Source organism: Terrabacter sp. P5_B1, assembly GCF_056400505.1.
On sequence record NZ_JBFULD010000007.1, the window covers coordinates 1 to 25627 of the forward strand.

Annotated in this window: 30 protein-coding genes; 16 read left to right on the plus strand and 14 right to left on the minus strand. The window is 70.5% G+C overall.

Annotated elements, in window-relative coordinates:
- Positions 1-1824 (plus strand): ABC transporter substrate-binding protein (locus AC1DP0_RS01250; RefSeq protein ID WP_478082049.1); only part of this gene is annotated, 1824 nt, incomplete at its 5' end.
- A 25-nt stretch (positions 1825-1849) separates the two neighbouring features.
- Here AC1DP0_RS01250 and AC1DP0_RS01255 read toward each other — a convergent pair.
- A complete protein-coding gene (locus AC1DP0_RS01255; protein ID WP_478082051.1) occupies positions 1850-2206 on the minus strand; it encodes a VOC family protein in 357 nt (118 codons plus the stop codon).
- A 128-nt stretch (positions 2207-2334) separates the two neighbouring features.
- Between AC1DP0_RS01255 and AC1DP0_RS01260 the strand changes: the two genes are divergently transcribed.
- Both AC1DP0_RS01260 and AC1DP0_RS01265 read left to right on the plus strand, forming a co-directional pair.
- Positions 2335-2676, plus strand: a complete 342-nt coding sequence (locus AC1DP0_RS01260; RefSeq protein WP_478082053.1) for a DUF2200 domain-containing protein — start codon at positions 2335-2337, stop codon at positions 2674-2676.
- Between the two features lie 147 nt (positions 2677-2823).
- The gene (locus AC1DP0_RS01265) at positions 2824-3612 is read left to right on the plus strand and encodes a CPBP family intramembrane glutamic endopeptidase (protein ID WP_478082055.1); all 789 of its coding nucleotides are present in this window, start codon (positions 2824-2826) and stop codon (positions 3610-3612) included.
- Between the two features lie 33 nt (positions 3613-3645).
- Here AC1DP0_RS01265 and arr read toward each other — a convergent pair whose 3' ends face one another.
- The 5 genes from arr to AC1DP0_RS01290 form a co-directional block, all read right to left on the minus strand.
- Entirely contained in the window at positions 3646-4599 is a 954-nt protein-coding gene (arr, locus tag AC1DP0_RS01270) for an NAD(+)--rifampin ADP-ribosyltransferase (protein WP_478082057.1), read from the minus strand.
- Between the two features lie 68 nt (positions 4600-4667).
- Positions 4668-5063, minus strand: coding sequence for a hypothetical protein (locus AC1DP0_RS01275; protein ID WP_478082059.1), 396 nt, complete (start codon positions 5061-5063; stop codon positions 4668-4670).
- The gene (locus tag AC1DP0_RS01280) at positions 5060-5611 is read right to left on the minus strand and encodes a hypothetical protein (RefSeq protein ID WP_478082061.1); all 552 of its coding nucleotides are present in this window, start codon (positions 5609-5611) and stop codon (positions 5060-5062) included. The genes AC1DP0_RS01275 and AC1DP0_RS01280 overlap by 4 nt, the downstream gene beginning before the upstream one ends.
- A 37-nt stretch (positions 5612-5648) precedes the next feature.
- Positions 5649-5876, minus strand: coding sequence for a hypothetical protein (locus AC1DP0_RS01285; RefSeq protein WP_478082063.1), 228 nt, complete (start codon positions 5874-5876; stop codon positions 5649-5651).
- Positions 5877-5928: 52 nt separating this feature from the next.
- Entirely contained in the window at positions 5929-6738 is an 810-nt protein-coding gene (locus tag AC1DP0_RS01290) for an LLM class flavin-dependent oxidoreductase (RefSeq protein WP_478082065.1), read from the minus strand.
- A gap of 271 nt (positions 6739-7009) precedes the next feature.
- On the opposite strand from AC1DP0_RS01290, the gene AC1DP0_RS01295 reads away from it, so the two are divergent.
- From AC1DP0_RS01295 to AC1DP0_RS01320, 6 genes are all read left to right on the plus strand, one after another.
- Positions 7010-8239 carry a S1C family serine protease gene (locus AC1DP0_RS01295; RefSeq protein WP_478082067.1) on the plus strand — a complete coding sequence of 410 codons (1230 nt, stop codon included), beginning with the start codon at positions 7010-7012 and terminating at the stop codon, positions 8237-8239.
- A 90-nt stretch (positions 8240-8329) separates the two neighbouring features.
- Positions 8330-8662, plus strand: coding sequence for a TfoX/Sxy family protein (locus AC1DP0_RS01300; protein WP_478082070.1), 333 nt, complete (start codon positions 8330-8332; stop codon positions 8660-8662).
- Positions 8663-8726: 64 nt separating this feature from the next.
- The gene (locus AC1DP0_RS01305; RefSeq protein ID WP_478082072.1) at positions 8727-9173 is read left to right on the plus strand and encodes an SRPBCC family protein; all 447 of its coding nucleotides are present in this window, start codon (positions 8727-8729) and stop codon (positions 9171-9173) included.
- A 106-nt stretch (positions 9174-9279) separates the two neighbouring features.
- The gene (locus tag AC1DP0_RS01310) at positions 9280-10281 is read left to right on the plus strand and encodes a LacI family DNA-binding transcriptional regulator (RefSeq protein WP_478082075.1); all 1002 of its coding nucleotides are present in this window, start codon (positions 9280-9282) and stop codon (positions 10279-10281) included.
- 153 nt (positions 10282-10434) lie between these two features.
- Positions 10435-13248, plus strand: a complete 2814-nt coding sequence (locus AC1DP0_RS01315; RefSeq protein ID WP_478082078.1) for an alpha-amylase family glycosyl hydrolase — start codon at positions 10435-10437, stop codon at positions 13246-13248.
- Between the two features lie 318 nt (positions 13249-13566).
- Entirely contained in the window at positions 13567-14235 is a 669-nt protein-coding gene (locus tag AC1DP0_RS01320; RefSeq protein WP_478082081.1) for a hypothetical protein, read from the plus strand.
- A 46-nt stretch (positions 14236-14281) separates the two neighbouring features.
- Here AC1DP0_RS01320 and AC1DP0_RS01325 read toward each other — a convergent pair whose 3' ends face one another.
- A complete protein-coding gene (locus AC1DP0_RS01325) occupies positions 14282-14761 on the minus strand; it encodes a VOC family protein (protein ID WP_478082083.1) in 480 nt (159 codons plus the stop codon).
- 136 nt (positions 14762-14897) lie between these two features.
- Here AC1DP0_RS01325 and AC1DP0_RS01330 point away from each other — a divergent pair, with 136 nt between their 5' ends.
- Together AC1DP0_RS01330 and AC1DP0_RS01335 are read left to right on the plus strand one after the other, a co-directional pair.
- On the plus strand, positions 14898-15329 hold the full coding sequence (locus AC1DP0_RS01330; protein WP_478082086.1) for a DUF309 domain-containing protein: 432 nt from the start codon (positions 14898-14900) through the stop codon (positions 15327-15329).
- A gap of 49 nt (positions 15330-15378) precedes the next feature.
- A complete protein-coding gene (locus tag AC1DP0_RS01335; RefSeq protein WP_478082089.1) occupies positions 15379-15792 on the plus strand; it encodes a VOC family protein in 414 nt (137 codons plus the stop codon).
- A 58-nt stretch (positions 15793-15850) separates the two neighbouring features.
- On the opposite strand, the gene AC1DP0_RS01340 is transcribed toward AC1DP0_RS01335, so the two are convergent.
- A complete protein-coding gene (locus tag AC1DP0_RS01340) occupies positions 15851-16981 on the minus strand; it encodes a TIGR03118 family protein (protein WP_478082091.1) in 1131 nt (376 codons plus the stop codon).
- A 120-nt stretch (positions 16982-17101) separates the two neighbouring features.
- On the opposite strand from AC1DP0_RS01340, the gene AC1DP0_RS01345 reads away from it, so the two are divergent.
- A complete protein-coding gene (locus AC1DP0_RS01345; RefSeq protein WP_478082093.1) occupies positions 17102-17806 on the plus strand; it encodes a DNA glycosylase AlkZ-like family protein in 705 nt (234 codons plus the stop codon).
- A complete protein-coding gene (locus AC1DP0_RS01350; protein ID WP_478082124.1) occupies positions 17701-18216 on the plus strand; it encodes a DNA glycosylase AlkZ-like family protein in 516 nt (171 codons plus the stop codon). The genes AC1DP0_RS01345 and AC1DP0_RS01350 overlap by 106 nt, the downstream gene beginning before the upstream one ends.
- 11 nt (positions 18217-18227) lie before the next feature.
- On the opposite strand, the gene AC1DP0_RS01355 is transcribed toward AC1DP0_RS01350, so the two are convergent.
- Entirely contained in the window at positions 18228-18668 is a 441-nt protein-coding gene (locus tag AC1DP0_RS01355; protein ID WP_478082095.1) for a hypothetical protein, read from the minus strand.
- A 349-nt stretch (positions 18669-19017) separates the two neighbouring features.
- On the opposite strand from AC1DP0_RS01355, the gene AC1DP0_RS01360 reads away from it, so the two are divergent.
- Positions 19018-19413, plus strand: coding sequence for a VOC family protein (locus tag AC1DP0_RS01360; RefSeq protein ID WP_478082097.1), 396 nt, complete (start codon positions 19018-19020; stop codon positions 19411-19413).
- Between the two features lie 147 nt (positions 19414-19560).
- On the opposite strand, the gene AC1DP0_RS01365 is transcribed toward AC1DP0_RS01360, so the two are convergent.
- From AC1DP0_RS01365 to AC1DP0_RS01380, 4 genes are all read right to left on the minus strand, one after another.
- Positions 19561-19971 (minus strand): nitroreductase family deazaflavin-dependent oxidoreductase, encoded by a 411-nt coding sequence (locus tag AC1DP0_RS01365; RefSeq protein WP_478082099.1) that lies wholly within the window; start codon positions 19969-19971, stop codon positions 19561-19563.
- Positions 19972-20131: 160 nt separating this feature from the next.
- Positions 20132-20695, minus strand: coding sequence for a GNAT family N-acetyltransferase (locus AC1DP0_RS01370; RefSeq protein WP_478082101.1), 564 nt, complete (start codon positions 20693-20695; stop codon positions 20132-20134).
- A gap of 153 nt (positions 20696-20848) precedes the next feature.
- A complete protein-coding gene (locus AC1DP0_RS01375) occupies positions 20849-21655 on the minus strand; it encodes a GTPase (protein ID WP_478082103.1) in 807 nt (268 codons plus the stop codon).
- Between the two features lie 136 nt (positions 21656-21791).
- Positions 21792-23141 (minus strand): threonine/serine exporter family protein, encoded by a 1350-nt coding sequence (locus AC1DP0_RS01380; RefSeq protein ID WP_478082105.1) that lies wholly within the window; start codon positions 23139-23141, stop codon positions 21792-21794.
- A 97-nt stretch (positions 23142-23238) separates the two neighbouring features.
- On the opposite strand from AC1DP0_RS01380, the gene AC1DP0_RS01385 reads away from it, so the two are divergent.
- Together AC1DP0_RS01385 and AC1DP0_RS01390 are read left to right on the plus strand one after the other, a co-directional pair.
- Positions 23239-24138: an NAD-dependent epimerase/dehydratase family protein gene (locus AC1DP0_RS01385; protein ID WP_478082107.1), complete on the plus strand. Its 900-nt coding sequence runs from the start codon at positions 23239-23241 to the stop codon at positions 24136-24138.
- A 72-nt stretch (positions 24139-24210) separates the two neighbouring features.
- Complete coding sequence (locus AC1DP0_RS01390; protein ID WP_478082109.1) at positions 24211-24795, plus strand: GOLPH3/VPS74 family protein; 585 nt, start codon at positions 24211-24213, stop codon at positions 24793-24795.
- Here AC1DP0_RS01390 and AC1DP0_RS01395 read toward each other — a convergent pair.
- Entirely contained in the window at positions 24714-25604 is an 891-nt protein-coding gene (locus AC1DP0_RS01395; protein ID WP_478082125.1) for a formylglycine-generating enzyme family protein, read from the minus strand. The two genes, AC1DP0_RS01390 and AC1DP0_RS01395, sit on opposite strands and share 82 nt — an antisense overlap.
- Positions 25605-25627: the final 23 nt, after the last annotated feature.

Genomic DNA, 25627 nt, shown 5'->3' on the forward strand with positions numbered 1-25627 from the left:
ACCACGGGCAGCGCGACGGCGTCGGCGTCCGCGACCGCCTCGGTGCCGCTCGTCGTCGGCGCCGTCTTCGACCACTCGACCCTCGACCCGACGCGCCAGTTCGACCGCAGCGGAGCGATGCTGACGCACGCCCTCTACCAGACACTGACGAGCCTCGACCCCAGCGACCCGACCAAGGTCGTGCCCGGGATGGCCGAGTACACGCTCTCGCCCGAGGGTCGCTGGCTCACCCTGCGCCTGCGCAAGGGTCTGCGCTTCTCCGACGGCACGCCCGTCACGACCGATGACGTCCTCTTCACCCTCGAGCGCGCGAAGGGGCTGTCCGGTCCGACCGCGTCGATCATTGGCACGATCTCGTTGACCAAGGTCGACAACCGCACCTTCACGCTCACCTCGGCGGGGTCGAACTTCGCCCTTCCGGCGATCCTCGCCAACCCGGCGTTCGGCATCGTCAACTCCACGGTCGTCAAGGCCCACGGCGGCACCATCGGGCCTGGTGACACCGCCAGCGCCTACCTCTCGCAGCACTCCGCGGGCTCCGGTCCCTACGTCATCGGGAGCGTCCACGGGACGAGCGAGGTTCGGCTGCAAGCCAACCCGCTGTGGTCGGGGCCCAAGCCCGCGTTCCCCGGCATCATCGTGCGCAACCTCGACGCGGACCACCAGCTCGCCGAGCTCCGGTCCGGCCGCGTCGATGTCGCCCTCGACCTCTCGCCGAGYCAGGCCGCCGCAGTCGGCACCCCGTCGCCGCCCGCGCCGACGGCGCAGACCTCGCCGACTGAGCAGACCGCGTCGACCGCGCCGACCTCGCCGACCTCGTCGGCCTCGTCGGCCTCGTCGGCCTCGTCGGCCTCGTCGGCCTCGTCGGTCAGGGTCACGACGATGCGCTCGAGCTCGCTCGTCTACCTCGCCCTCGGGCGCAGCCCGGCCCTCAATGCCTGGACCGGCAACCCCGACTTCGCCGAGGCGGTGCGCCGCGGCCTCGACCGCGACGCGCTGACCCGAGTCGCGTCGGGCTCGACCCCCGCTGCGGGGCTCATCCCCGAGGGCATCGTCGGAGCGCTCGATGACCTGGCGCCCAAACCCGGGCCGACCGTGAGCCCCGACAGCACCGACAGCCCCGACAGCACCGACAGCACCGGCGGCACCGGCACGCCGACCCCGTCGTCGACCACCGCTCCCGCGACCACCCTGCCGTCGACCGGCTCCACGGCGACGCCGGCGGATGCCTCCACGACCGGGGCGAACGGCATACCCACGCCCGTCGTGACGTTGCCGCTCGTGCCCGCCCGCGACCTCGTCGCCGCAAAGGCGGCGCTGCGCCGGTCGGGCTACCAGGGCCAGCCGATCCCGCTGTCCTATGCCGCGGACCTGCCGATCCATGGCATCCCGGCGAGTGCGCTCGCCGTGGCAGTCCGCTCCCAGCTCGGCGAGGTCGGCATCAAGGTCCAGCTCAACCCGGCGCCGGCCGCCCAGGCGCTCGCCGCCTACCGGGCGGGGCGCAGCGCGTTCAGCCTGTGGAGCTGGAGCCCGGACTACCCGGACCCCGAGAACTACCTCGCGTTCGCGCCGGGCGAGCTGCTCGGCTCCCGCGTCGGCTGGGCCCGCGGGACCGACCAGACGATCGACGACCTCACCGACACCGCGCGTGAGTCCGTCGGCGACGACCGGGCGGGGGCGTATGCCGCGTGGCAGCTCGCGATGAATGCGCGCAGCCCGTTCGTCCCCCTCATCCAGCCCTCGACGCGGTTCGCGAGTGATGCCCGGGTCACGACCGTGCCGGGCAACCCGGTCTGGACCGTGGACCTCGCCCGGATCGGCTGACGCGGCCGATCCTCGACGGCTGCTGTCAGTCGACGCAGAGGCAGAAGGGGTGGCCGGCGGGGTCGAGGAAGACGCGGAACGACGTGCCCGGCTGGTGCTCGTGCTTGGTCGCACCGAGGGCCAGCACTTCCGGCTCGGCCTCGTCGAGGTCCTCGACCATGACATCGAGGTGCATCTGCTGCGGCACCTCCTGGCCCGGCCACTGCGGCGGCGTGAACCCCTCGACCTGCTGGAAGCAGATGCACTGACCGGTCGTGTCACGGATCTCGCCCCACCCGTCGGACGCCTTGACCGTCCAGTCGAGGAGGGTGCCGTAGAAGGTCGCGAGCGCGGTGGCGTCGGGGCAGTCGATGACGAGGCTGGGGTAGCGAGCGATGGCCATGGGAACGACCGTAGAGCTCTTCCCGGACGATCGGCGTCCGCCCCTGCTCCTGCGCCAGCGCGATCTCCGGGCCCCGTAAAAGGTTCGCCGGGACCCGACGGCGGCCCCTCGTCACTACCCTGAGGAGGATGAGCCGGATCTTCACCACCTCCGTCGCGTCGGTCTATCCGCACTACGTGAACAAGGTCGAGCGCAAGGGACGCTCGAGAGCCGAGCTCGACGAGGTCATCGAGTGGCTCACCGGTTTCGACGAGAAGGCACTCGGGGAGCACCTCGCGGCGGAGACGACCTTCGAGGACTTCTTCGCCCAAGCCGAGCTGAACCCGAACGTCTCGGAGATCAAGGGCGTGGTGTGCGGGGTCCGCGTCGAGAACGTCGCGGACCCGCTCATGCAGAAGATCCGCTACCTCGACAAGCTTGTCGACGAGCTGGCCAAGGGCAAGGCGATGGACAAGGTCCTCCGCGCCTGACGGCGTCCGCAGAGGCGACGGTCAGCGGCTGAAGCGTTGCTGCAGGGTGCCGGCTCGGGGTCGGCTCAGGAGGGACTTCAGGGTGATCCCGGATGTGGGACCCGGTCGCCGGCGCGCATCCTGCTGAACGAGCCGGAGGAGGCCAGCATGTCCCACTCCTACACGTCGGTGGTCGCGACCCGGTCGGCCCCGGGGGCGGTGGCGCCACGCCAGTACGACCTGCGCCGGATCCTAGGCGTCTGGGCCGCGGCGGCGTTGCCGATGGCCGCGCTGTCCTGGCTCGYGGCCCCGGCACTGGCGGGTCTGCTGGACGGTCCGACAGCGTGGCCGCGGGCGCTGGTGGCCTGCCTGACCGCGGGCCTGGTCTGGCAGGGCGTGCTCGTGCTGGTGCTCGTGCGGCGCGAGACCGGGACCCTGCGGTGGCGCGCGGTCGCGGACGCGCTCTGGCTGCACCGGCCCCGCAGTCCGCGCACCGGTCGTGTCGGCGGGCGCGTGTGGTGGGTGCTGCTCCCGGCGTCGCTCGTCGTCGGTCTCGAGCAGCTCCTCCCGTCGTTGCCCGTCCCGGGTGGCCGGGACCTGGGCGCGTTCGTGCGGTCGACCGGCGGACACGAGTTCCTCTCCGGGAACTGGCCGTGGTTCGCCGTGATCGTCGTCATGACCCTTTTCAACACGGTGCTCGGCGAGGAGCTGCTGTTCCGTGGGTTGCTGCTGCCCCGGATGCAGGGCGTTTTCGGACGGGCCGACTGGGTGGCGAACGGGATCCTCTTCGCGCTCTACCACCTGCACATGCCGTGGGCGATCCCCAAGGCGCTGCTCGACACCCCGGCGCTGGCCTACCCGTCCCGTCGCTACCGCAGCGCCTGGCTCGGGATCATCGTGCACAGCCTCCAGTCGATCCTCATCGTCGGCGCCTCACTGGCCCTCGTGCTGAAGTGAACCCACGACGACCTCACGGGCTGGTCCGTCCGATCAGTCGTCCATCGCCTCGATCCCGAGCTCGGCGAGCTCGGCCATCCGCTCACGCATGTGCTGCACCATCTCCTGCGGCGGACGCTCCCAGCCGGTGATCTCCTCGACGACCCGCAGCGGCTCGGTCGTCCGGTAGGACCGGGTCGGGTTGCCGGGGAAGCGCTTGTCGGTGACGTTGGGGTCGTCCTCGATCGTGCCGAGGGGCTCGACCCGGTAGACCCGTCCGGGCCCCTCGCCGCGAGCGAGCTCGGCGGCCAGCGGTGCGCCCTCGCGCGTGGCCGTGAGGTAGATGTGGTTGGACTGACGCTGCGAGCCGTAGTTCGATCGCCAGCCCGGAGTGAGCAGGTCGCCCGGGCGCACATCGGCTCTCGTCCCGTGGAAGAACGGTCCGGGGTCGTCGACCACGCGCGGCGTCGGGGGAGGGTCGCGGAGCAGGCTGTCGAGCCGCTGCATGAGAACCGCGATCCGGTTGCGCCCCTTGGGTGCTCGCGGATAGCGGCCCAGGACGTCGAGGACGACCGGCGTGGCCCGCTTGGCGGCGGCGGTGACGACGTACTCCGCGACCACCGGGTCATCACCCCGCGCGAGCTCGGCCGCCCGGGCGGCGTGGGCCGCCGACCCGAGGATGTGGCGCACCTGCGTCGCCTTCGCCAGCGGATGGAGGTATGCCGCGGCGGCCGCGTCCCCTGCAGCGCTCGCTGCGTGCCGGGCGGGGTCGGTCGTGGCGTCCCGAGCCGCGCGATGGGCGTCGGCGGCCGCGGTCCGTTGGAGGCGGGAACGAGGCGCTCCCTCGGCGAAGACGCGCGCGGCCTGGAGAGCGGCCGCCGGGCGAGGGTCGTCGGGGTGGGCCTTCTCGAAGATCACGAGGGCGGGCTCGGCGCACGCCACGGCATACGCGGCGATCGCCCGCAGCTCGTCGGTCGTCAGAACGAAGTCACCCGAGCGCGTCTCCATCTGATGGAGTTTCGCACAGCGCGCCGGCCGATCCCGGACAACGGCCGGAGGTTTCTGGGCCGTGGGTCTCAGAGCCGGAACAGCCAGCGCAGCAGCCTGACCGATCGCGGCCACTCGCCGGCCCGGTAGCTCTCGGAGAGGTAGCGCGCGGCCCGGCGGGCGTTCCACAGCGTGACGACGAGCAGGCCGAGCCCCACCACCCAGGCCGTGGTCAGCGCGACGTACTCAGGTGCGACCGTGCCGCCGGCCGTCCAGTAGCGGACGAGGTGGCCGGTGCTCAGGAGCAGGAACACGACGAACCAGACGACGAGGGCGAGGCCGACCCCGAACGTGCGCCAGCCAGCGACCGGATCACGCGTCGGCGCGGACAGGACTCCTCGGGCGTAGCCGAGCAGGGCCGCCACCCCGAGGGCAGCCGGCCCGCCGAGCAGGGCCGCCATGGTGGCGGCTTCGGTCGGGGTCACTTCTTGGCGGGGAGGTCGGCCTTCGGGAAGCCGTCGCCGAGGACGACCGCCCACGGATGGGCATCGTCATCGGTGATGACCCGGACGTCCACACCCGTGCGACCCGCATAGGCGACGAGGGCGTCGCGACGGTCCCCCGACTCCAGCGCCACCTTGGTGCCGTTGAGGTCGTCGACGGTCAGGCGACCCAGCTGTCGGGCGCCTCGCAGCGACCACGCCAGGGTCAGCGCGTCGGCGTCGTCGCTGTAGGTGGCGAGCAAGGTCGCGCGCATGCTGCCGGCTTGTCGTGGCGTCACGCGGAAGAGGGCCTGGATCTCGAAGTCCTCGATGACCCGGCCGAGCTGGCGGCTGATCTCGACGAGGATGGCCGAGCGCTCGGCCACGAGGCTGGTGGGGACGGGGCCCGACTCGACGGTTCGGGAGTACGCGTTGCGCTCCATGGCGTCGAGGTATGCCGTCACGAGCACCTTGGCGTTCGAGCGCACTCCCAGACGGCGGGCCACCACCGTCTCCAGGTGGCTCTGCTCGTCCTTCGTCAACCCCGCCATGGCGGCACCCTAGCCCCGCCGGGGGACGGCCGACGGCCTACTCACTCTCGTCGTTGGCGACGGTCTCGATCCAGTCGACGGTCTCGTCGGAGAGCTGCGTCTGCCCGTCCACCGACGAGCCGGTCCACCACTGGGCGCTCGTCTCACCGCCGGTGATGCCGAGGATCTCCGAGACGAGCTCGTCAGGCAGGGGCTCGCCGTTGTGCTCGATCAGCCATGAGCGGCTGGACGGGTCCAAGTGCTGCCAGAGCTGCGGGAAGTCCATGGAGCCATGATTCCTCGCGCTCGGCCGATCCGACAGGCCGTGGTTCGACGGGCTACGTGCCGGCGAGCTCGGCCACCGCCGGGGCCAGCACCTCGGCGGAGTCGGCGCCGATGACGAAGTAGGAGTAGCCGATCTCCTCGCGCCGGCGCTGGATCTCCTCGGCGGCGGCCGCCGGGTCATCCGGGAGCACGGCCAGCGAGTCCGCCTCCCGCAACGCCGCCGGATCGGTGTCGCGCGCGGACGCCATGAACGGCGCGACGGCGTCGCCGACGACCGAGACGTGGAGCGCGAGCTCGACGTCCCGGACAGCGCGGAAGTCTCGTGCCAGGTCGGCGACGGTCGCACGAGTGTCGCTCGAGTGCCCAGCGAAGGTGACGGTGTCAGCGACCTCGGCGGCGAGGGCCTGGGCCTTCGGCCCACGTACGGCCATGACCACTGGGGTGTGACGGCCGGGACCGTCCATCTCGCGCAGCGCCGCCACGGTCTCGTGCACCCGGCTCAGCCGCTCGGTCGCCGACATCTCAGGCAATCCGCGCTCGCGGAGCTCGTCCTCGATCCCCGGCCGACCGGTACCGATGCCCATCTCGAAGCGGCCCTCCGTGAGCACCGACAGGGAGTGCGCCTCCCAGGCCGTGCTCCAGGCCGGGCGCAGCGGTGAGGCGTACACCCAGGTGCCGACGCGCAGGGCGGACAGGGTGGCTGCAATCGCGAGCGCAGGGCCGGGCGCGGGCTGCCACAGGGGCACGTCGGGCATCAGCAGCGTCGAGTAGCCGCTGTCGGCGATGCGGCGCACCTGGTCCTGCCATGCCTTCATGTCGGTCAGCACCGGGGCGACGACGCCGAATCGGAACGGTCTGGTCATCTCTGGATTCCTTTCACGGCAGGCTCCGACGTCACGTCGCTCTACCGAGACCACGAGCGGGGTGAGCCAGATACGACACGGCGGGCCCAGCGGAGGCGACGCGACGTCTCAGGCCCGCGCGACCGTCGAGCCTGCCGCTCGGACGAGCGTAGCCAGCCGGCGCCGGTCACGCGCCGACTCACAACTGGCTCATGGCTGCCCCAGAGATGCCTCATGGCCGCCGGAGGTCAACTCATCTCAGCAGATCCGGTTCGTCTCGAAGGAAACCCAGATGGAAACCACACGCAACGCCGTGCCCGTCAGGCAGTCAGCCACTGACGGCACCCCCTCCGCTCCACACTCCAGACGGCAGCTCCGACGTGGCGCGCTCGGCGCCGCCACGGCCCTGCTCGTGTGCCTGGCCGCTGCCTCGCCGGCCCTGGCCGCCGCTGGCCACCCGACCGGCGCGTCCACGTTGCGCGACTGGCAGGGCTCGTCCTCTTCCCAGGGCGGCTCCGGCGGCCAGCAGTGGGAGTCCCCGGATGGCTCGGGCACCTTCGGAGCGGGCGCGACGTCGCAGCCGGCGACCGCGGCGCAGTCCGCCGGCGTCGTGCTCATCGACACGGTGCTGCCGTACCAGCACGGCCAGGCCGCCGGCACCGGCATGGTCCTCACCTCGAGTGGCCAGGTGCTGACGAACTACCACGTGGTCCAGGGCGCAGGTTCGATCAGGGTCACGGTCGCGCAGACCGGACAGACGTACCAGGCGACCGTGATCGGCACCGACCCCACGCAGGACGTGGCCCTCATCCAGCTCGCAGGGGCGTCCGGGCTGACGACGATCAAGCCCGACACCGATGGCGTGGAGGTGGGCGCGCAGGTGACCGCGGTCGGAAACGCCGGTGGCACAGGCACCTTGAGCGCCGCAGACGGTGAGATCACGGGGCTCGACGCCTCGGTCACCGCGGCCTCCGAGGGCGGGACGGCTCCCGAGACCCTCACGGGCATGCTCGAGACGAATGCCAACGTCCTTGCCGGCGACTCCGGTGGGCCGTTGTTCGACGCGCAGGGCGAAGTCGTCGGCATCGACACGGCTGGTTCCTCCGGGGGCCCGCCCGACGCATACGCCATCCCCATCGACCGCGCGCTCTCGATCGCTCAGGAGATCCAGTCCGGTCACGAGAGGAGCACGGTGCGGATCGGCCCGGCGGCGTTCCTCGGGGTCGAGGTCGCCGGCGTTCCGTCGTATGCCGGCGCCGGAACCAGTGCCGATGGAGGATTCGCCACGACGCCGGGGGCGCAGGTCAGCGGCCTCGTCAGCGGGGCAGCGGCCGCCAGCGCCGGGCTCCAGACCGGCGACGTCATCACCAGCCTCAACGGCCAAACGGTCTCCGCACCGGACGACGTGTCCGCAGCGCTCGTCGGGGCGAACCCCGGGGACCAGATGACCATCGGATGGACCGGCCAGGACGGAAGCCAGCACGAGGCGCCCGTCACGCTCGGAGCGAGCCCGGTTGCCTGACGGAGCCTACGACTCACAACGCGAGAGAAGGCGGGGGCGAGTGCGCCGGTGACCGGCGCACTCGCCTGCTTCCCCCTGATAATGCGATGTATGGCCTTCGACCAGGACCTTGCCGACCGGATTCGCGAGCTCGTCGCCCATGAGGACAACGTCGTCGAGCAGCGGATGTTCGGCGGCTTGGCGTTCCTCGTCCACGGGAACATGGCTGTGGCCGCCAGCGGGGAGGGAGGCCTGCTGGTGCGCGTCGACCCCGCCGCTGCCGACGCCTGGATCGACCACGACCAGGTGACGCCGATGGTGATGCGCGGACGGGAGATGCGTGGCTGGCTGCGCGTCCTGACCGACCTCGACGGGCCAGAGCTGGAGGTCTGGGTCGCGCGGGGGATTGCGTATGCCGGCTCGCTGCCGCCCAAGCGCAGCTGACGTCGTGCGGCCGCCACGCTGAGAGACCCCGGGGTGCCCGCCAGGTCGCGCGTAGGCTCGCAGGGTGGCTGTGGACGTGGAGACCTCCATCGAGATCAACGCCACCCGTGACCGGGTGGCCGTCTTCGCGTCCGACCCGGACAACGCTCCGCGCTGGTACGTGAACATCAGTTCCGTCGCGTGGGAGACCCCGCCGCCGGCCACCGTCGGGTCGCGCATCGCCTTCGTCGCGCACTTCCTGGGACGGCGGATCGCCTACACCTACGAGATTCGTGAGCTGGTGGGCACCGAGCGACTCGTGATGAGCACGGCCGAGGGCCCGTTCCCGATGCAGACGACCTACACCTGGGCCGACACCCCGGCGGGCGGCACCCGGATGACGCTGCGCAACGAGGGCGAGCCGTCTGGCTTCGGCCAGCTCGCGGCACCGCTGATGGCTGGCGCGATGCGACGCGCGAACCGCAAGGACCTCCAAGCACTCAAGCGACTCCTCGAGAACGGCACCAGCTAGCCGGGTTCCGCTCGCTGTCGCGTGGTCAGGGCCGGTTCGGGGCCGACGAAAATTTTCGTCTTCCCATTGGTACGTTTGGCGGGTGGCGCGGCACGGAGACCTGAACATGGCCGACATCGCTGACCGCGCGGGCGTCTCCATCGCGTCGGTGTCCCGGGCCCTGAGCGGCTCCCCGGGCGTATCCGAGGCGACGCGTGCTCGGATACGCAGGCTGGCCGGCGAGCTGAACTACACCATCTCGCCGGATGCGGCGCGGCTGGCCAAGGGGTCCCGTGGTCGTGTCGCGGTTGTGACCGCCGACGTGGCGCACTGGTTCTATGCCTCGATGCTCGAAGGCATCATGAGCTCGCTTCGCGGGTCGGACCTCGACGTGCTGCTCTATGAGGTCAAGCGCGAGGAGGAGCGAAGGAGGTTCTTCGAGGAGCTTCCGGCCCGGCGCCAGGTGGACGCGCTGATCATCCTTGCCTTCCCGGTCAGTGAGCAGGAGCGACTGCAGCTCGACCTCATGGGTGTCACGGTGGTGATGGCAGGCGGCACCCTGGCCGACCAGCCTCATGTCAGGATCGACGACGTGGAGGCAGCTCGGCAGGCGACGCACCATCTGGTTCTCGCTGGGCATGAACGAGTAGCGCTGATCAATGCATCCGGTCGCTGGCGGCTGCCGTATGCCGGGCCGCAGGACCGGCTGCAGGGATATCTGAACGCGCTTCGGGACGCGGATCTTCGGGTCGAGCGGGAGCTGGTGGTGCAGGCAGAGTGGGGTTCTGCCGGCGGTGCGGAAGGCATGGCCCGCCTGCTCAGTCTTCCGCGGCCACCGACGGCGGTCGTCGCATTTTCCGACGAGATGGCCTTCGGGGCTCTGCGCACCCTGCGGCGCTCGGGTATCGCGGTCCCACAGACCATCTCCCTCGTGGGAATCGATGACCACGAGATGGCGGATGTCGTGGAGCTGACCACGGTGCGGCAGCCGGTTCTCGAGCTGGGACAGGCAGCGGGGGGCCTGGTGTTCCGGCTCCTCGGCGGGGAGCCCGTGGAGGAGCAGCACATCACGCTTCCCACCCAGTTGGTCGTCCGGGGCACGAGTGGCTCCCCTCGCACCGCAGGGTAGAGGGGGACCGGCTTTCGTCTTGACAGTGCCCGGTATGTGCCAGATCCTCCTACGTAAGCGCTTGCGCAATATTCGGCGGGGACCGGTGTCCAACGCGGTGGTGCAACGCAGTGGACGTCGTGCCCGTCGGCGCGCCTAGCAGGGAGGCTATGTATGCGCAGGTCCAAACGAGCGTTGCTGGCGGTCACGACCGCCGTCTTCGCGTTGTTGTTCAGCTCCGCCGCAATCTTTTCGAGTGCGGCAACCCCGACCGCGGCGGCCGCCGAAGCGCCGTGCGTCGACAACCCGTTCGGCAACCGCCCGCTCTACCTCAAGGGCGGGTTCAACGGCTGGTCCGCAAGCGCGGACTACCAGTTCGCCTACAACTGCAACCGGTTCGAGCTGACCGTCAACCTCAGCGGCAGCAGCGACTTCAAGGTCGCCGACGCCGGCTGGTCCGGCGATGCCGACTTCGGCGGCGGCGCGGCCGGCGGGCGCCTGCAGCCCGGGACGCCGCTGCAGCTGGCGCTGCGTGGGTCGAACCTGACCTACACCTTCACCGGCGTGCAGAAGGTCGTGCTGGACGTCTCCAAGTCGCGGACGACGCCGACGCTGACGATCAGCTCCTGCGCCCAGAACCCGCTCGATCCCGCCCTGCTCGGGCTCAGCGGCGACTTCAACGGCTTCAACCCCCGGCCGGCGGACTTCTTCCAGTACAGCTGTGACGGCTACTACCTCAACGTCGACCTCGAGGGCACGCACGAGTTCAAGATCCTCGACCCGATCGGTGCGGCGAAGACGCACCTGGGGGCGCCTGACGCGGGTCACGACGTCGTGACGGCGAACCAGCCGTTCCCGCTGGCCTCGGAGGCCGACGGCGCCATCGCCAACCCGCGCTTCGACTTCACCGGCGCGCACACGCTCAGGGTCAGCTTCGAGGGCGCCGACCAGCACCCGACCCTGACGATCACGCCCAAGACGTGGGTCAACCCGGGCCTGCCCGCGCAGGTCACCGACTCCGTCGCCCGGCAGGTCAAGTACGACTCGCGCGACAGCGCCTTCAAGACGCCGTACGGGGCGATGACCACCGGGCAGAAGGCCCGCTTCTCCCTCACCGCTCCCCCCGGGGTCACCTCCGCCACGCTGGTGGTGGAGACCCGCCGCCTGGAGGGCAACCAGGACGTCATCGAGTACCTCGACCCGGTCAAGGTGCCCATGACGCGTACGAAGGACGGCGACCTCGAGCAGTGGAGCGGCTCCTACCGCTTCGCCGCGAAGAACGTCTACGGCTACTACTTCGAGCTCTCGATCGACGGTCAGCAGTACGTCTACGAGAACAACAACGACTCGATCTACTGGACGACGGGGCGCGGCTCCTTCGGACTCGGCCAGATCGCGTTCGCGCCGTCCGATCCCAAGCAGGTGCGGCGCTACCGGCAGACGGTCTACGACCCCAACTTCACGGTGCCGGACTGGGCCCAGGACGCGGTGTACTACTACATCTTCCCGGAGCGCTTCCGCAACGGTGACACCTCGAACGACCCGCACCCGGGAAGCGCCACCTACCTCGGCGGCCCGATCGAGTTCCACAACAACTGGCTGGACAAGCCCTACGTCCCGGGAAACGCCGACGGGTCCACGACCGACGACAACACGTACAACAACGACTTCTTCGGCGGCGACCTCGCCGGCATCATCCAGAAGCTCGACTACCTGAAGAAGCTCGGCGTCAACACGCTCTACATCAACCCGATCTTCGAGGCGGGCAGCAACCACAAGTACGACACCGCCGACTACCTCAAGGTGGACGACAGCTTCGGCACCAACGACGACGTCACCAAGCTGACCTCGGAGGCCAAGGCGCGCGGGATGCGGGTCATCCTCGACACCTCGCTCAACCACACGGGTAGCGACTCGGTCTACTTCGACCGGTACTCCAACTTCCCGGACAAGGGCGCGTTCGAGGGCGCCAAGATCCAGTCCGACTCGCCGTACGCCGACTGGTACACCTTCTTCCCCGACAAGACGCAGCCCGACCAGCAGTACTCCGGCTGGGGCGGCCCCTCGCTGCCTGAGCTGACGGAGTCGGACAGCTTCAAGGACTTCGCCTTCCGCAAGCCGGACTCGGTGATGAAGACCTGGCTCGACCACGGGACCGCCGGCTGGCGCATGGACGTCGCCCCGTGGGTGAGTGACCAGTTCTGGCGGGAGTGGCGCGCCTCCATCAAGCAGCACCGGCCCGACGCGCTGACCGTGGCGGAGACGTGGTTCGACTCCTCGAAGTACTTCCTCGGGGACGAGTTCGACACCACGATGAACTACATCTTCCGCAACGCGGTCATCGACTACGCCAGCGGCCGCAACGCCAAGCAGGCCTACCAGAGCATCGAGCTGATCCGCGAGGCCTACCCCCCGCAGGCCTTCTACGCCCTGATGAACCTGCTGTCGACCCACGACGTGGCGCGCACGCTGAACGAGCTCGGTGACACCGACAAGAGCACCCCGGCCCAGGTCGACCAGGCCAAGGCGCGCTTCCGGCTGGCCGTGCTGTTCCAGATGACGTTCCCGGGAGCGCCTGCGGTGTACTACGGCGACGAGGTCGGCGTCACCGGTGGAGCGGACCCGCTCAACCGGGGCACCTACCCCTGGGCCGACAAGGGCGGAAAGCCGGACACCGCGATGCTCGCCGACTTCCAGAAGATGATCGGCCTGCGCAACCAGAACGAGGTCCTCAAGCGCGGCTCCATCGACGCACCGGTGCAGCTGGACGAGAACATCATCGTCCTGACGAGGAAGTACCAGGGCGTCCGGGCCGTCACGGCATTCAACAACTCGACGACGCCTCGCGAGGTCACCGTCGAGCTGCCCACCGGCTACGRCGACAAGCCCTACACCGACGCCGTGACGGGCCGCTCGGTCCAGCCGGTGAAGGGCAAGCTCACCTTGACCGTGCCGGCGCTGGGCGGCTCGGTGCTCATCACCAAGTGAGCAGGACGTCCCTGGGACCGCGCCGTTCATCGGTTGCTGTCCCAGGGACGCTCCTTGCGCCGCACCGATCCAAGAGGAGGCGCGACCGGTAGCGATCCAACGAGTTCCTGGCTTCGACGTGGCCGGGCTCTGCTTGACTCAGACGATGCTGTTGATGCTGGCCTGCGGCGGACTGCTCGTTCTCGCGGTCGCTGCGGCGTGGCGCTGGCGTGGCTACACGATGGAACTGCGCCGGTGGGCGGCCGAGGGTCCGGGGGGTCGGGGACGTCGCTCCGGGCGCTGGTTTGGGTCTGGGCAGTCGGTCTGCTGACTGGTCTGGTGGTGGCGCTGTTGGTCGTCGGTCCAGCCGGCCGGCTGGCCATGCGGCTGCTGGCCGTGACGTCCCCCGGAGCGCAAGGCGTTCTCACCGAGGCCGATCAGGTGGTCGGCGAGATCACGGTGAGCGGAACCGTGGGGTTCTTCCTCTTCGCCGGACTGCCGTTCGGTCTCGTCGTGGGCATCGGGTACGCGTTGGCGTCATTCCTCCTGCCCCGCGGCCTCTTGGGAGGCGCGATCTTCGGCGCGGCAGTGCTGGTGGTCTTCGGGAGCTCGATAGACCCGCTCCGGGGAGAGAATCGCGACTTCGACCTCCTCGGACCGGGCTGGCTTGCTGTAACCACCTTCTCGGTGATGTCCGTGCTGACCGGGATGCTGACCGCACCCCTCGCGGGTCGACGGGCGGCTGCACTCGGGGCGCCCAAGCTCTGGTGGACGCTGTGGCTGCTGCCCGTCGGTCTCGTCGCGGCAGCGGTGCTGGCGGCGGTGCCTGCCGCGCTCACGGTGGTCCTGGTGGGATCTGTGGTGTTCGTCGGGGCCTTGCTGGTGCCGTCGGAACGTCGTGGCACGGTGTGGCGCCGAGGCAGACGTGTGCTGCAGGCGGTCCTGGCGGCCGCGGTCGCGGTAACCGCTCCGGGATTCATGTCGGCCCTGTCGTCCATCGTCGCGTAAGCGCACGAGGCCGCGGTGCCAGCGGCGCACCCTCCAGCGCACCGAATCACGCTGCGTCGGCGGCGCGCTCCAGCTCTGCGACGTCGATCTTGCCCATCTTGAGCATCGCGTCCATCGCCCGCCGCGCACGCTCGGGATCGGGATCATTGAGCAACTCGTCCAGGCGGCGCGGGACGATCTGCCACGACAACCCGTAGCGGTCCTTGAGCCACCCACACGGGCCCGGCTCACCGCCGCTCGCGGTGAGCGCGTCCCACAGCCGATCGACCTCCGCCTGGTCCTCGCAGTCGATGACGAACGACACTGCCTCGTTGAACGTGAAGTGCGGACCACCGTTGAGCCCTTGGAACTTCTGGCCACCCAGCGTGAAGTCGACCGTCAGCACCATGCCCGCCGGCCCGGACGGCGTGTCCGCCGGCGTGCGCCAGACCTTGTCGATGTGGCTCTCCGGCAGCAGCGTCACATAGAAGCTGGCTGCCTCCTCTGCGTCGCCGTCGAACCACAGGCACGGATAAGGCTTGGCCATCGCGTCCTCCTGCACATCGATCCAGCTCGCGGCGCGTGGCGCACTCGTGAGGCCATCACGTCGTACCTACGCTAGCCCGGCAGGAAGACGTTGCCGTGGCCGCGCGTCAAATTCTGTCTCTTGGGAGACTGGTCGCATGACGGGACCTGATCGTGACCGGGACACCGAAGGCCGCGCCCGTCAGGCGAGGCCGCGCGACGCTCTGGGCCGACCGCTGCCCTATGGCGCTGCGGGGGTCGAGCCGGTGTCGGAGGAGCCTCTGCCGCCCGAAGAGACACTCGTGGCAGCCCGAGAGCTCGTCGGTGCGGGCCGTCCGTTCTCCGCCCACGAGGTGCTGGAAGCGCGTTGGAAGGCGGGACCAGCTGAGGAACGGGACCTGTGGCAGGGGCTGGCGCAGGTCTGTGTCGCCATGACACATGCCGCCCGCGGCAACCAGGTCGGCGCTGACCGACTCTTCGACCGCGCCGCAGAGCGCCTGGCCGCATTTGCTGGGACAGGACGCTGGGCCTACGGCATTGACGTGGATGCCGTCGTTGCGCAAGCGCGAAGACACGTCGGCAAGTTGTGAAGCGCGCGCCGGTCCCCGCGCGCGTGACGCCGTTCGAGAGGACTGCCCAATGAGAACCCTGCACGTCGGACTCCGGGTCGCAGACCTGGAGCGTTCGCTCGCGTTCTACACCGCCCTCGGCTACACCCTGGTCGGAACCGTGGGGCAGACGGAGTTCGGCAGCCTGACGATGCTCAAGCTCCCCGGTGACGAGTTCGTGACCGTCGAGCTCGTCCACAGTCCCGACAGCGGCCGAATCGATCCGCAAGGCATCAACCACGTCGTCATCAAGGTCGAGTCCATGACCGTCACCGTCGCCGACCTCGCCGGCAAGGGGATCACTGCTGCACCGCCCAGCTCGCCCGACGGCTCGGACGACTTCTGGACTACGTGGATCATCGACCCCGACGGCTACCGCATCGAGCTGGTGCAGTGGCCCGCAGGTCACGCCGACGGCATGAACGAATCCGACTTCACCGGGTAGGCCCGGGCGGGTGCTGCGGGGCCGTCCAGCCGACCCCGCCCCACCGCCACTGGTCAGCTCACGACGTCACGTGCAGCAGACCGAGGAGCCCGTGCGCCTCGTTCTGGGGCCCGGCCGTGAACAGCACGTCATGCGTCGATCCCTCGGTGCCGTAGCCCTGCAGGAGGGCCCAGAGTCCGTCGATCGCCACAGCCTTGCCGCCCGGGGCCCGGAGGGTGCCCGCGAAGTCCAGCGTGCGGGGGTTGAAGGCGTTGATCCGCCCGTCACCGAAGTTGCCCACGAGGAGGTCTCCGGAGAACGTGCCGAAGCCCGACGGGGCCATGGTGAGCCCCCACGGCGCGTTGAGCACGCTGTGGCTCGACAGGCGCCGGAGGAGGACGCCGTCCTGGGTGAAGACGTCGACCCGACCCCGCCCAGCACCGGCGATCTCGTCGTGGTGCGCGCTGTCCTGCTTCGCGTACGAGACGAAGACCTTGCCGCCGGCGACCATGACATTGAAGGGCGCATAGCCTTGGGGCAGTTGGGTGTCCGTGAAGTTGCCCTTGGTGATGACGCGCTGGAAGTCACCGTTGTAGACGTCGACGACGCCTGCGGAGAAGTCCGCGACATACAGCTGCGGGCCGGTCGCCGTCTGGCCCATGGCGATCCCCTTGTCGACGGCGCCGGGGGTGACCACGGCGTCGACGGCGTGCGTCGAGAGAGGCGTGCCGGTGCCACCCACGGCGGGGTTCCACCCGCTGAGGTGGCCGGTCTCTCCGACGAAGAGGAAGCGCGCGGGTGCCGAGTGGCCCGCGGCGTCATGCACCGTGAAGGACGTCGTGGGGTTCGACACCTGACCGGTGGGCGCGCCGCCCGGGATGCTCACGACGAGCGGCACGATGGTCTGCGGGCTCCCGTGGACGGCTCCGGAGTAGAGCGTGGTGACGTCCGTGCCGTTGTCGGAGACCCAGAGCGGGCTCGCGCCGAGATGCGACGCGCCCCAGGCGTTGACGAGGTGCGGGTCGGTGACCTGGGCCATCCCGGGCACGTCCGAGACCAGGTTGACCTGTTTGTATGCAGAGGGCGCGCTTGGGTGCGCAGCGAGCGCGGTCGCGCCGGCTGGGGCGCTGACGGCGAGCAGGCCGACGGCCGCGCCGAGGCCGGCGCCGAAGGCCAGCATCGATGACGGGCGACGGATGGTGTGTGTCATGGGAAACCTCCCGTTCGAGAGCGCAGGCCGAGATCGACCGGCACCCTTCAAAAGACGACGCCAGCCGTCAGCCGGTTCAGCGGGACGTCTTCTGTCCGGAACCGGTGCGACGATGCGGACATGAGCAGCCCGACCGAGGCGACCACCACGTGGGACCAGGCACTGGCCTGGCGGTTGGAGCGACACCTGCTCGACCCGGTCGGGCCGGCCTCCGTGGCGGATGTCGTGCGCCGGCTCGGGGCGGTGCTGTCGATGGACGAGTCGCTGGCGGAGCTCGCGGTGCGTAGGCGCAGCACGACGTCACGCGCTGGCGATCTCGCGCGGGCCCTGGCGGACGGGTCGGTGATCAAGGCGTTCGCGTTCCGCGGGTCGGTGCACTACCTGTCGCCCGAGGACGGCGGCGTCTACCTCGCGCTTCGGTCGGCCGGGCGGCAGTGGGAGCTGCCGAGCTGGGTGGACTACTACCGGCTCGCACCGTCGGACTGGCCGGGCTTCCGCGCGGCGGTGCGCGAAGCGCTGAGTGACGGACCGCTGACGGTCGCGGAGCTCGCTGACGCGCTGACGAAGCACACGGCATACGCCCACCTGCGAGCGGTTCTCGACGAGGGCGCGGTCACGCTCCTCAAGCCGCTGACATGGCAGGGGGACATGAGCTTCGGCCCGCCGCGGGACGGCAGCACACCTTCCAGCGGCTCGACACCAACCCGCGCTGGGCGGGCATCCCCGACCTCGACGACGCCGGTCCGAGGGCCGTCACCGCCTACCTTCGCACCTACGGGCCGGCGACGTTGGAGCACGTGCACTACTGGCTCGGCAACGGGCTGAGCGCCGGTCGTCGACGGCTCGACCGGTGGATCGGAGGACTCGGCGACCAGCTGGCTGCTGTCGAGGTCGAGGGCACGACCGCGTACGTCGTGCGCGAGGACGTCCCGTCCCTGCTCGACGCGCACCCGTCGGAGGCCGTGCGGTTCCTCCCGGGCCACGACCAGTGGGTCATGGGTCCGGGGACCAAGGACGTCCACGTCACCCCGCCACGGCTTCGGGACGTCATGACCCGCAAGGCCAACCCGCTGGTCGTCGGCGGGGTCGTCCGAGGGACGTGGACGCGAAAGGGCGACGCGCTCACGGTCTCCTGGCTGGACGCGCGACGCCGACCTGATGAGGCCATCGAGCAGGAGGCGGCGCGGCTGGGCGGCCTCGTGGGCGCGGACCTGCACCTGCGACTGGCGACCTAGCCGGCACCGCCCTACCCCCGCAGTCTCAGGACCAGGGTCCCGGTGCCGTCGCCGTTCTCATCGAGCGTGCCGTCCCCGCGAGCGGTGAGGAACTGGCCTGAGCCGCCGGTCACGGCCAGGACCTTGTGCGGTGGCGGGGCGTTCACGAACGAGTAGGCGATGGTGCCCCGCTTGCCCAGTCTCACGACCCCGGTGCAGCTGGCGAGACCCTCCTTGGGCTCGACGAGGATGCAGCTGCCGACCTCGTCCCCGACCGTCTTGCCACCCTGCTGGAGCTGGTCGCGGAAGACGATGATGTCGGCGGCCGACGGTCCGGGCGCACCCAGGTCGGTGTAGTTGAAGGGGCTGAACACCACGTGGAACGTCATGGCCCGGTCATGTCCCGACTCTGGGTCCGCGGTCGCGCTCGCGGTCAGGGCCGAGCCCTGGAGTAGGAGTGCGATCGCTGCCACGGTCGCCCCTGCCGTCATGGTTCGAGTTGATGTGCGCACAGTGCTCTCCTCGGTGAGTTCGGCGAGTCTGCCGACCTGCCGTCGACGGGAGCCCGCCGCACCGAGGCGCCGCGGGCGCTGGTCTGCTGAGTGTGCGCGCCATGGGTGCCGACGACAACCCTCACCAGCCCGGAGCGCAGCTGAGTGGACCCGCTGGGTGAGGGGACTTTCCGGCAACGCCGCCCATACCCGCCGCTATCGCGAACGCGCCTTTGGGGTTCGGCTGCGGCAGTGCCGGGGGAGGTGTATCGCGGGAGGAGGGCCATCGCCGATGGACCGGAACCACCTTCGTCAGCCGCAGGAGGACCCCATGCTCACGAGTGCATCCGTCACCGCCAACATCCCCGCCGCCGACCTCACGCGGGCCCGATCGTTCTATGCCGACACCCTCGGCCTGAAGCCGGCCAGCGAGGTCGGTGACGCCGCAATGCTGATCTACCGCACCGACGGCGGGACGACGTTCAGCATCTACCAGACCGAGTACGCCGGTCAGGCCGGCCACACCATCGCCCAGTTCCACGTCGACGACGTCGAGGGGGAGGCGCGCGCCCTGCAGGCCAAGGGTGTCGCGCTCGAGACCTACGACATGCCGGGCGTGACGTGGGATGACGGCGTCGCCGACATGGGTGGGATGGGCAAGGCGGCCTGGTTCAAGGACAGCGAGGGCAACACCCTCTGCCTCGACTCCGGCTTCCCGGAAGCCTGACCAGTCACCCGGTGCTGTGGCGCGATGGCAGCTACCGGACGGCATACCTGGCGCTGGTCGACGAGATCCGGCGCCAGGACGCCGGGCTGATGACCATCAAGACCGTGTCGCGGCGCAACTGGCCGGACGGTGCGGACCGCTCACACATCACCGTTCATCGCTATGCCGTTCTGAGGGGTCGACGGTCAGCACGATGAGGGGGCTGTGCCGGAGCATGTCCGGCACATCCGTGCGGCCCCATCGCCTGGCGGCCGTCTCGATGAGGGGGCGGCGTTCGTCAGGGTCTGTGATGACTCGTGCTGTCGCGGGCACGTCCGCGACCATCGACTGCTTCAGGTGAACGACGACGAGTGGGTCGGCTTCGATGTTGTGGATCCAGTCACGCGTACGGTCGGCCCGGGGCATCCCGGTGATGAACAGCTGGCCGTCGTCGTGGTGCAGGAAGATCTCGATACGCCGCAGGTGACCGGTCCGCCGACCCGTGGTCGTCAGATCGATGACCTGACTGCGGTTCAGCGCGGCTCGGATGGATTCATCCAGAGAGTTCTCGGGGTCCATGGCGCGATCCTCTCGACTGAACCGTCGGGTCCATTCTAGGGACGGCGGCGGCCGCGGCCGAAGGACGACCTAGGCCTCGACGAGATCATCAGGGTCTCGGGCAGCACGCCGTCGTAGGCCCGTCCCTCCGGCGAGCCCGGCTGGGACGGCTAGGACGAGCTCACGGGACGGTGCGGCGCATGACGCAGTTGAACTGGCCCTTCGGGCGGACGTAGTCGAAGCCGGTGCGCTCGAAGAGGGTGCGGGTGCCGCTGTAGAGGACGGCCTCGCGCTTGCCGCCCTTGTCGTGGGGATAGCCCTCGACGGTGCCGCCACCGGCGGCCGCGATGAGGTCGACCACCCCGTGCAGTGCGACGTCCGACAGGTGCTTCCGGCGGTGGCGCTTGTCGACGAAGATGCACGTGACGCGGTAGTCGGGGAGGACCTCGGTCTCCTCCTCGTACTGCTTGCGGTGGCGGATGTTCGGCAGCTCGGCGGGCGAGCCGAACTGGGCCCACGCGACGGCCTCGTCACCGTCGAAGACGAGGGCGGCGTGCGCTCGGTCCTCGTCGACGAGGCACTTCTTGAGGCGCTGGTTGCCCTCGTAGGTGCGCTCCTTGTCGGCCGGCATGGTGTGGAACCACGTGCACCAGCAGCCGCCGAAGACGCCGCCGTGCCGCTCCATCAACGCCGCGTAGGCGCCCCAGGTGTCCGGCGTCAGCGCCCTGACCTCGTAGTCCGTCAACGGTCCCCTCCTCCGATGCCGGCGACGGCTCGTCGCCGTCCGGCCAGCATGCCGTGAGAGGCGGACGATCGGGGGTCACAACGGGGCTGAGTCGGAGGGAGGCCCTATGCCGGGTGTCACGACGCGGCATACGCAGTGGTCCCGTGACGCCGCTCAGGCGTGGCCGCTCAGCTGTCCGAGCCGGTCGGCGAGGGCGTCGACCATCGCGCCGGCGCGCTTCTCGGGGAAGGCGGACTTGCGGTCCCCGCCCCGGCTGGAGACGGCGCGCACGTCGATGGACAGCTTCGCGCCGCCGGCGAGGGCGCGCAGCGCGTCGACCTTGTCGCCGAAGGGGGAGCCGCTGCCGGGCGAGTAGTAGCGCACGACCTCGTCGATGTCGTCGGGGTAGAGGTCGGTCTTCGTAACGGCGATGATGAGCCAGATCGGCTTGTTCCGGCGCACGGCCAGCGAGGCGATCCGGTGCGAGGTGATGGTCCAGTCCTCGAGCTCGGCGGCGAGCTGCTCCGCGCGGGTGGCGGAGGCCGCGCCCGTGATGCCGGCGGCGCGGCGGGGCGTGGCGTAGCCGTTGGCGACGACGTGGATCACCCCGTCGACCGGCTCGTCGTGGAAGACCTCGTCGAGGGCGCCGAGCCGCGTGGCGGCGTTGTCGCCGGGCACGACGAGGAAGCGGAAGCCGTGCAGCCGGGCGCCCTTGCGGGTCCGGCGCTCCATCGTCGCCGAGCCGACCTCGGCCGCGGTGTCGTCGGTGGAGCGGCGGGTCAGGCGGTCGACGAGCTGGCTCTTGCCGACGCCGGTCATGCCGGTCACGGCCACCATGGGATAGCGGTCACGCAGGAGCCGGCCCAGCCGCTCGGGAGCCGATGCGAGAGCGGTCAGCAGGCCCGTGGCGACGGTGGCGCCGAGCGCAGTGCGACTCGTCGTCGGCAGGATCGTCTTGATCCGGGATGAGGTCTGAGACACGGTGGCTCCTCGGCGTGGTCAGGTGCCCGTTGGCCCCTAGAGCCTACGTTCCGTACCCATGACGGTGGTGTCCCCACCCGTGGGCAACGAACAACACCCCGTCCTGGCGAGAGGACAGGGTGTTGCGTCCCCCACTCTAGTCCGCTGCCGCCGCCGGTGCGGACGCGGCTGTCTCAGGCATGCTCGCGTCGAAGCGGCCGCGCAGGGCGCGGCCGACGGACGAGCCGACGAGCAGGCCGAGGGAGATCGCGATGGCGACGCCGAGCAGGCCGAGGGCGACATCGGTGACGGACTCGCGGCCCGCGGCCAGCTCGGTGACGCCGACGAGGCCGAGGCTGCCCGGCACGAGCAGCCAGAAGGCGGGGAGGAAGAGCACGAGGCGGGGCAGCAGGGGGCGGCGCAGCTCGACCATGCTCGCGCCGAGGCTGGCRCCGATGGCGCCCAGGAAGCCGCCGAGGGCGATCGAACCGAGCTCCTGCCCGGCGACCTGGGCGCCGAAGGCGAGGCTGAGGACGAGCAGGACCCAGCCCTGCAGGCGCAGCGGCACGCCCTCCATCAGGCAGATGCTGGCGCCGATGAGCACGAGGCCGACCGGGGCGCCGACCCAGCCGATCTCGTCGACGCGGAGGTTGACGAGGGTCGAGGTGGGCACGCGGAGCAGGGTGGTGGCCATGAGGAGCCCGAGGGCGAAGAGCCCGAGCTGCGTGAGGCCGTAGGCGAGGCGGGCCGAGCCGGCCTGCATGTGCGCGGCGGCCAGCTCCGACATGCCGTTGACGACGAGCGCGCCGGGGAGCAGGACGGCGAGCGGCGGCAGGACGGTGCGCAACGGGCCCTCGAGCAGCCCGGCGTTCGCGGCGCCGAAGACGGCGAGCGACACGGCGAAGGCGGCGAGGGTCGGCAGCAGGGTCTTGACGACCTCGTGGCGCTCGGCGAGCTGGACGAGGGCGAGGACGAGGAGGGCGCCGACCGCGGCGGCGGCGACGTTGGCCCAGCCGGGCTGGAGGATGAGCGCGATGCCGACGGCGAGCACCGGCCAGGCGACGGCGACGAGCCACGGGGGCTGCTGGACGGGACGCGTGGCCGTGGCCGCGAGCTCGTCGCGGGCGGCGGCGACGGTCAGCTCGTCGTGGAGCAGCTGGTGGCGGATGAGGCGGACGCTCGCCGACTGGTGCAGGCGCAGGCCTGCGGGGGCCGAGCGGTAGGTGGAGGGCCCGCCCGGGGTGAGAGTGACCATGAGGCCGGTGGGGCCGACGGCCGACTGGACGTCGGGGTAGCCGAGCCGAGCGCTCACCTCGGCGAGCTCCTCCTCGATCTCCTGCACCGGCTGCCCGGTGGCGATCATGGCGGTGCCGAGCTCGGCGAGCAGCGCGCGGATCTCGGTCTCGCGGCCGGGCGCTGGTTGGGCGGGGTCTGGTTGAGCGGGGTCTGGTTGGGCGGGGTCTGGCTGGGGTGCCTCGGGGTGGCGCGCGGCTGCAGGTCCCTCCATGCCGGTCATCATGTCAAAGCGCGTGGCCGGGCCGTCGGGGGTCGCCGAGCCGTGGTCGCGCCCTCGTGTGCGGCGGCATCGGTGGTTGGATCGATCCATGCGCATCTTCTTCACCGGCGGCAGCGGCAAGGCCGGCAAGCACGTCGCACGCTTCCTCGCCGAGCAGGGCCACCAGGTCACCAACGCCGACCTCGTGCCGCTGGGGCACCCAGCTGTCGACGACCTCAAGGTCGACCTCACCGACATCGGTGAGACGTACTCGGCGCTCGCGGGACTGGCGCGCTTCGACGAGCTCGAGCTCGCGGCCAAGCCGGCCTACGACGCCGTCGTGCACTTCGCCGCGGTGCCGGCCATCCTGCTGACGTCGGAGGCCAAGACGTACGCGACGAACGTGCTCAGCACCTACAACGTGCTCGAGGCGGCGACCCGGCTCGGCATCCGCAAGGTGGTCTTCGCGTCCTCCGAGACGACCTACGGCATCTGCTTCGCCCAGGGGGAGCGGCGGCCGCTCTACGTGCCGGTCGACGAGGAGCACCCGACGGTGCCGGAGGACTCCTACGCGATGTCGAAGGTCGCCAACGAGGTGACGGCGCGCTCGTTCCAGGCCCGCACCGGCGCCGACATCTACGGGCTGCGGATCAACAACGTCATCGAGCCGCACGAGTACGCCGAGATGTTCCCGCCGTTCCTGCAGGACCCGGCGCTGCGGCGGCGCAACGTCTTCGCCTACATCGACACCCGCGACCTCGGCCAGATGGTGCAGCGCTGCCTCGAGGTCGACGGGCTGGGCTACGAGGTCTTCAACGTCGCCAACGCCGACATGTCGGTGGCCGCGACGACCGACGAGGTGCGCGAGCGCTTCTACGACGGGGTGGAGCTGCGCCGGCCGATGGGGCGCAACGAGACCTTCTACTGCATCGACAAGGCCCGCGACCTGCTCGGCTACTCCCCGCAGCACTCGTGGCGCGACCTCCTGCCGGACCCGCACGCGGGGTGAGGGCGGTCGTCTCCGACAAGTACGGGCCCAACGGCCCTACCCGTGCACATCGAGTCCGCCGACGATCGAAGCATGCTGATCGCCGAGGACCTGTGGCTGCTTCTCACCGATGACGACTCCGGAAAGCTGGCTGCCTCGAGCACCCTGGCGGACATCGCGCTCGGTGGGGCCCTGCTTGTCGAGCTCGCGCTCATGGAGCGTGTCGACGTCGCGGGTGCCGACGAGCACGTCCCGCGGGGACGCCTCGTCGTCCGCGACGCCGGCCCGACCGGCGATGACGTCCTCGACGAGGCCCTGACCGGGGTCACGAGCAAAGAGGGCAAGAAACCCCAGACCGTCGTGACCGCACTGGGCAAGGCACCCGGGGCCGACTCTACGAACGCCTCGCGGCAAGCGGCATCCTCCGCGCGGAGGAGGGCCGGGTGCTCGGCCTCTGGACCGAGAGGGAGTACCAGGACTGGGTGGTCGAGACGCTGGTGGCCGTCCTCCTCCCCGGGATGGCATGAGCGCATCCGACTTCTCCGGATAGGGCTGCGGTCGGCCCTGTGTCCGGCCTGGGGCGGCACTCCGCGGAGTCAGCCGTCGACGACGCAGCGGAAGCCGATGTGCGTCGTCGACGTGTCGACCGACTGCGGGGAGCGGGCGGCCGGACGGTAGCGCAGGCAGTACTCGGGCGCGCAGAGGTGCGAGCCACCCTTGAGCGCCTTGCGGACCGAAGGGTCGGTCGTCGAGCCGTCGGCTTCCGTGGGCCGCGCGGGCGAGCAGCACGCGTGCTGTACGACGTGACGGTCGGCATACGTCGTCGTCGTCCACTCCCAGACGTTGCCGATCAGGTCGACGAGGCCGACGTGGTTGGGCGGGAAGGAGCCCACGGGTGACGTGCCGACCCAGCCGTCGGCGCCGGTGTTGAGATACGGGAACCGGCCCTGCCACGTGTTGGCCATGAGGCGTCCCTCGGGACGGACCTCGTCGCCCCACGCGTACGTCGTGCCGGTGCCTCCCCCTGCGGCGTGCTCCCACTCGGCCTCGGTGGGCAGGCGCCGACCGGCCCACGCGGCATACGCGGTCGCATCCTCGAACGCCACCTGCACGACGGGGTGGTCGTCCTTCCCGGTGAGAGAGCTGCCCCCGCCGAAAGGTGCACGCCACGTGGCGCCGGGCGCCCAGGTCCACCACTGGCGCCAGTTGCCGAGGTCCACGGGTCCCGGAGTCGGCCGGAAGACGAGGCCCCCGGGGGCGAGGTCGTCGGGGGCGACGCCGGGGTACAGCGCCGGGTCCAGGGGGCGCTCGGCGACGGTGACGTATGCCGTGTCGCGCACGAAGCGTGCGAACTGCGCGTTGGTCACGGGGTGGCGCTCGAAAGCGAGCGGACCGACGGTCTCGTCGTGGATCGGGCCCTCATCCCGGTAGAAGCGCTCCGCTCCCATGGCGAACGTGCCGCCCGGCACCTCGACCAGCTCCGTCAGCCCCGTGGGCGTCGTCACGCTCG

Coding starts and splice junctions, on each gene's coding strand:
- AC1DP0_RS01255 (WP_478082051.1), bottom strand. CDS start 2,206: ATGGCCATCGCTCGCTACCCCAGCCTCGTCATCGACTGCCCCGACGCC.
- AC1DP0_RS01260 (WP_478082053.1), top strand. CDS start 2,335: ATGAGCCGGATCTTCACCACCTCCGTCGCGTCGGTCTATCCGCACTAC.
- arr (WP_478082057.1), bottom strand. CDS start 4,599: ATGGAGACGCGCTCGGGTGACTTCGTTCTGACGACCGACGAGCTGCGG.
- AC1DP0_RS01280 (WP_478082061.1), bottom strand. CDS start 5,611: ATGGCGGGGTTGACGAAGGACGAGCAGAGCCACCTGGAGACGGTGGTG.
- AC1DP0_RS01285 (WP_478082063.1), bottom strand. CDS start 5,876: ATGGACTTCCCGCAGCTCTGGCAGCACTTGGACCCGTCCAGCCGCTCA.
- AC1DP0_RS01290 (WP_478082065.1), bottom strand. CDS start 6,738: ATGACCAGACCGTTCCGATTCGGCGTCGTCGCCCCGGTGCTGACCGAC.
- AC1DP0_RS01295 (WP_478082067.1), top strand. CDS start 7,010: ATGGAAACCACACGCAACGCCGTGCCCGTCAGGCAGTCAGCCACTGAC.
- AC1DP0_RS01300 (WP_478082070.1), top strand. CDS start 8,330: ATGGCCTTCGACCAGGACCTTGCCGACCGGATTCGCGAGCTCGTCGCC.
- AC1DP0_RS01310 (WP_478082075.1), top strand. CDS start 9,280: ATGGCCGACATCGCTGACCGCGCGGGCGTCTCCATCGCGTCGGTGTCC.
- AC1DP0_RS01325 (WP_478082083.1), bottom strand. CDS start 14,761: ATGGCCAAGCCTTATCCGTGCCTGTGGTTCGACGGCGACGCAGAGGAG.
- AC1DP0_RS01330 (WP_478082086.1), top strand. CDS start 14,898: ATGACGGGACCTGATCGTGACCGGGACACCGAAGGCCGCGCCCGTCAG.
- AC1DP0_RS01335 (WP_478082089.1), top strand. CDS start 15,379: ATGAGAACCCTGCACGTCGGACTCCGGGTCGCAGACCTGGAGCGTTCG.
- AC1DP0_RS01340 (WP_478082091.1), bottom strand. CDS start 16,981: ATGACACACACCATCCGTCGCCCGTCATCGATGCTGGCCTTCGGCGCC.
- AC1DP0_RS01345 (WP_478082093.1), top strand. CDS start 17,102: ATGAGCAGCCCGACCGAGGCGACCACCACGTGGGACCAGGCACTGGCC.
- AC1DP0_RS01360 (WP_478082097.1), top strand. CDS start 19,018: ATGCTCACGAGTGCATCCGTCACCGCCAACATCCCCGCCGCCGACCTC.
- AC1DP0_RS01365 (WP_478082099.1), bottom strand. CDS start 19,971: ATGGACCCCGAGAACTCTCTGGATGAATCCATCCGAGCCGCGCTGAAC.
- AC1DP0_RS01385 (WP_478082107.1), top strand. CDS start 23,239: ATGCGCATCTTCTTCACCGGCGGCAGCGGCAAGGCCGGCAAGCACGTC.
- AC1DP0_RS01390 (WP_478082109.1), top strand. CDS start 24,211: ATGCTGATCGCCGAGGACCTGTGGCTGCTTCTCACCGATGACGACTCC.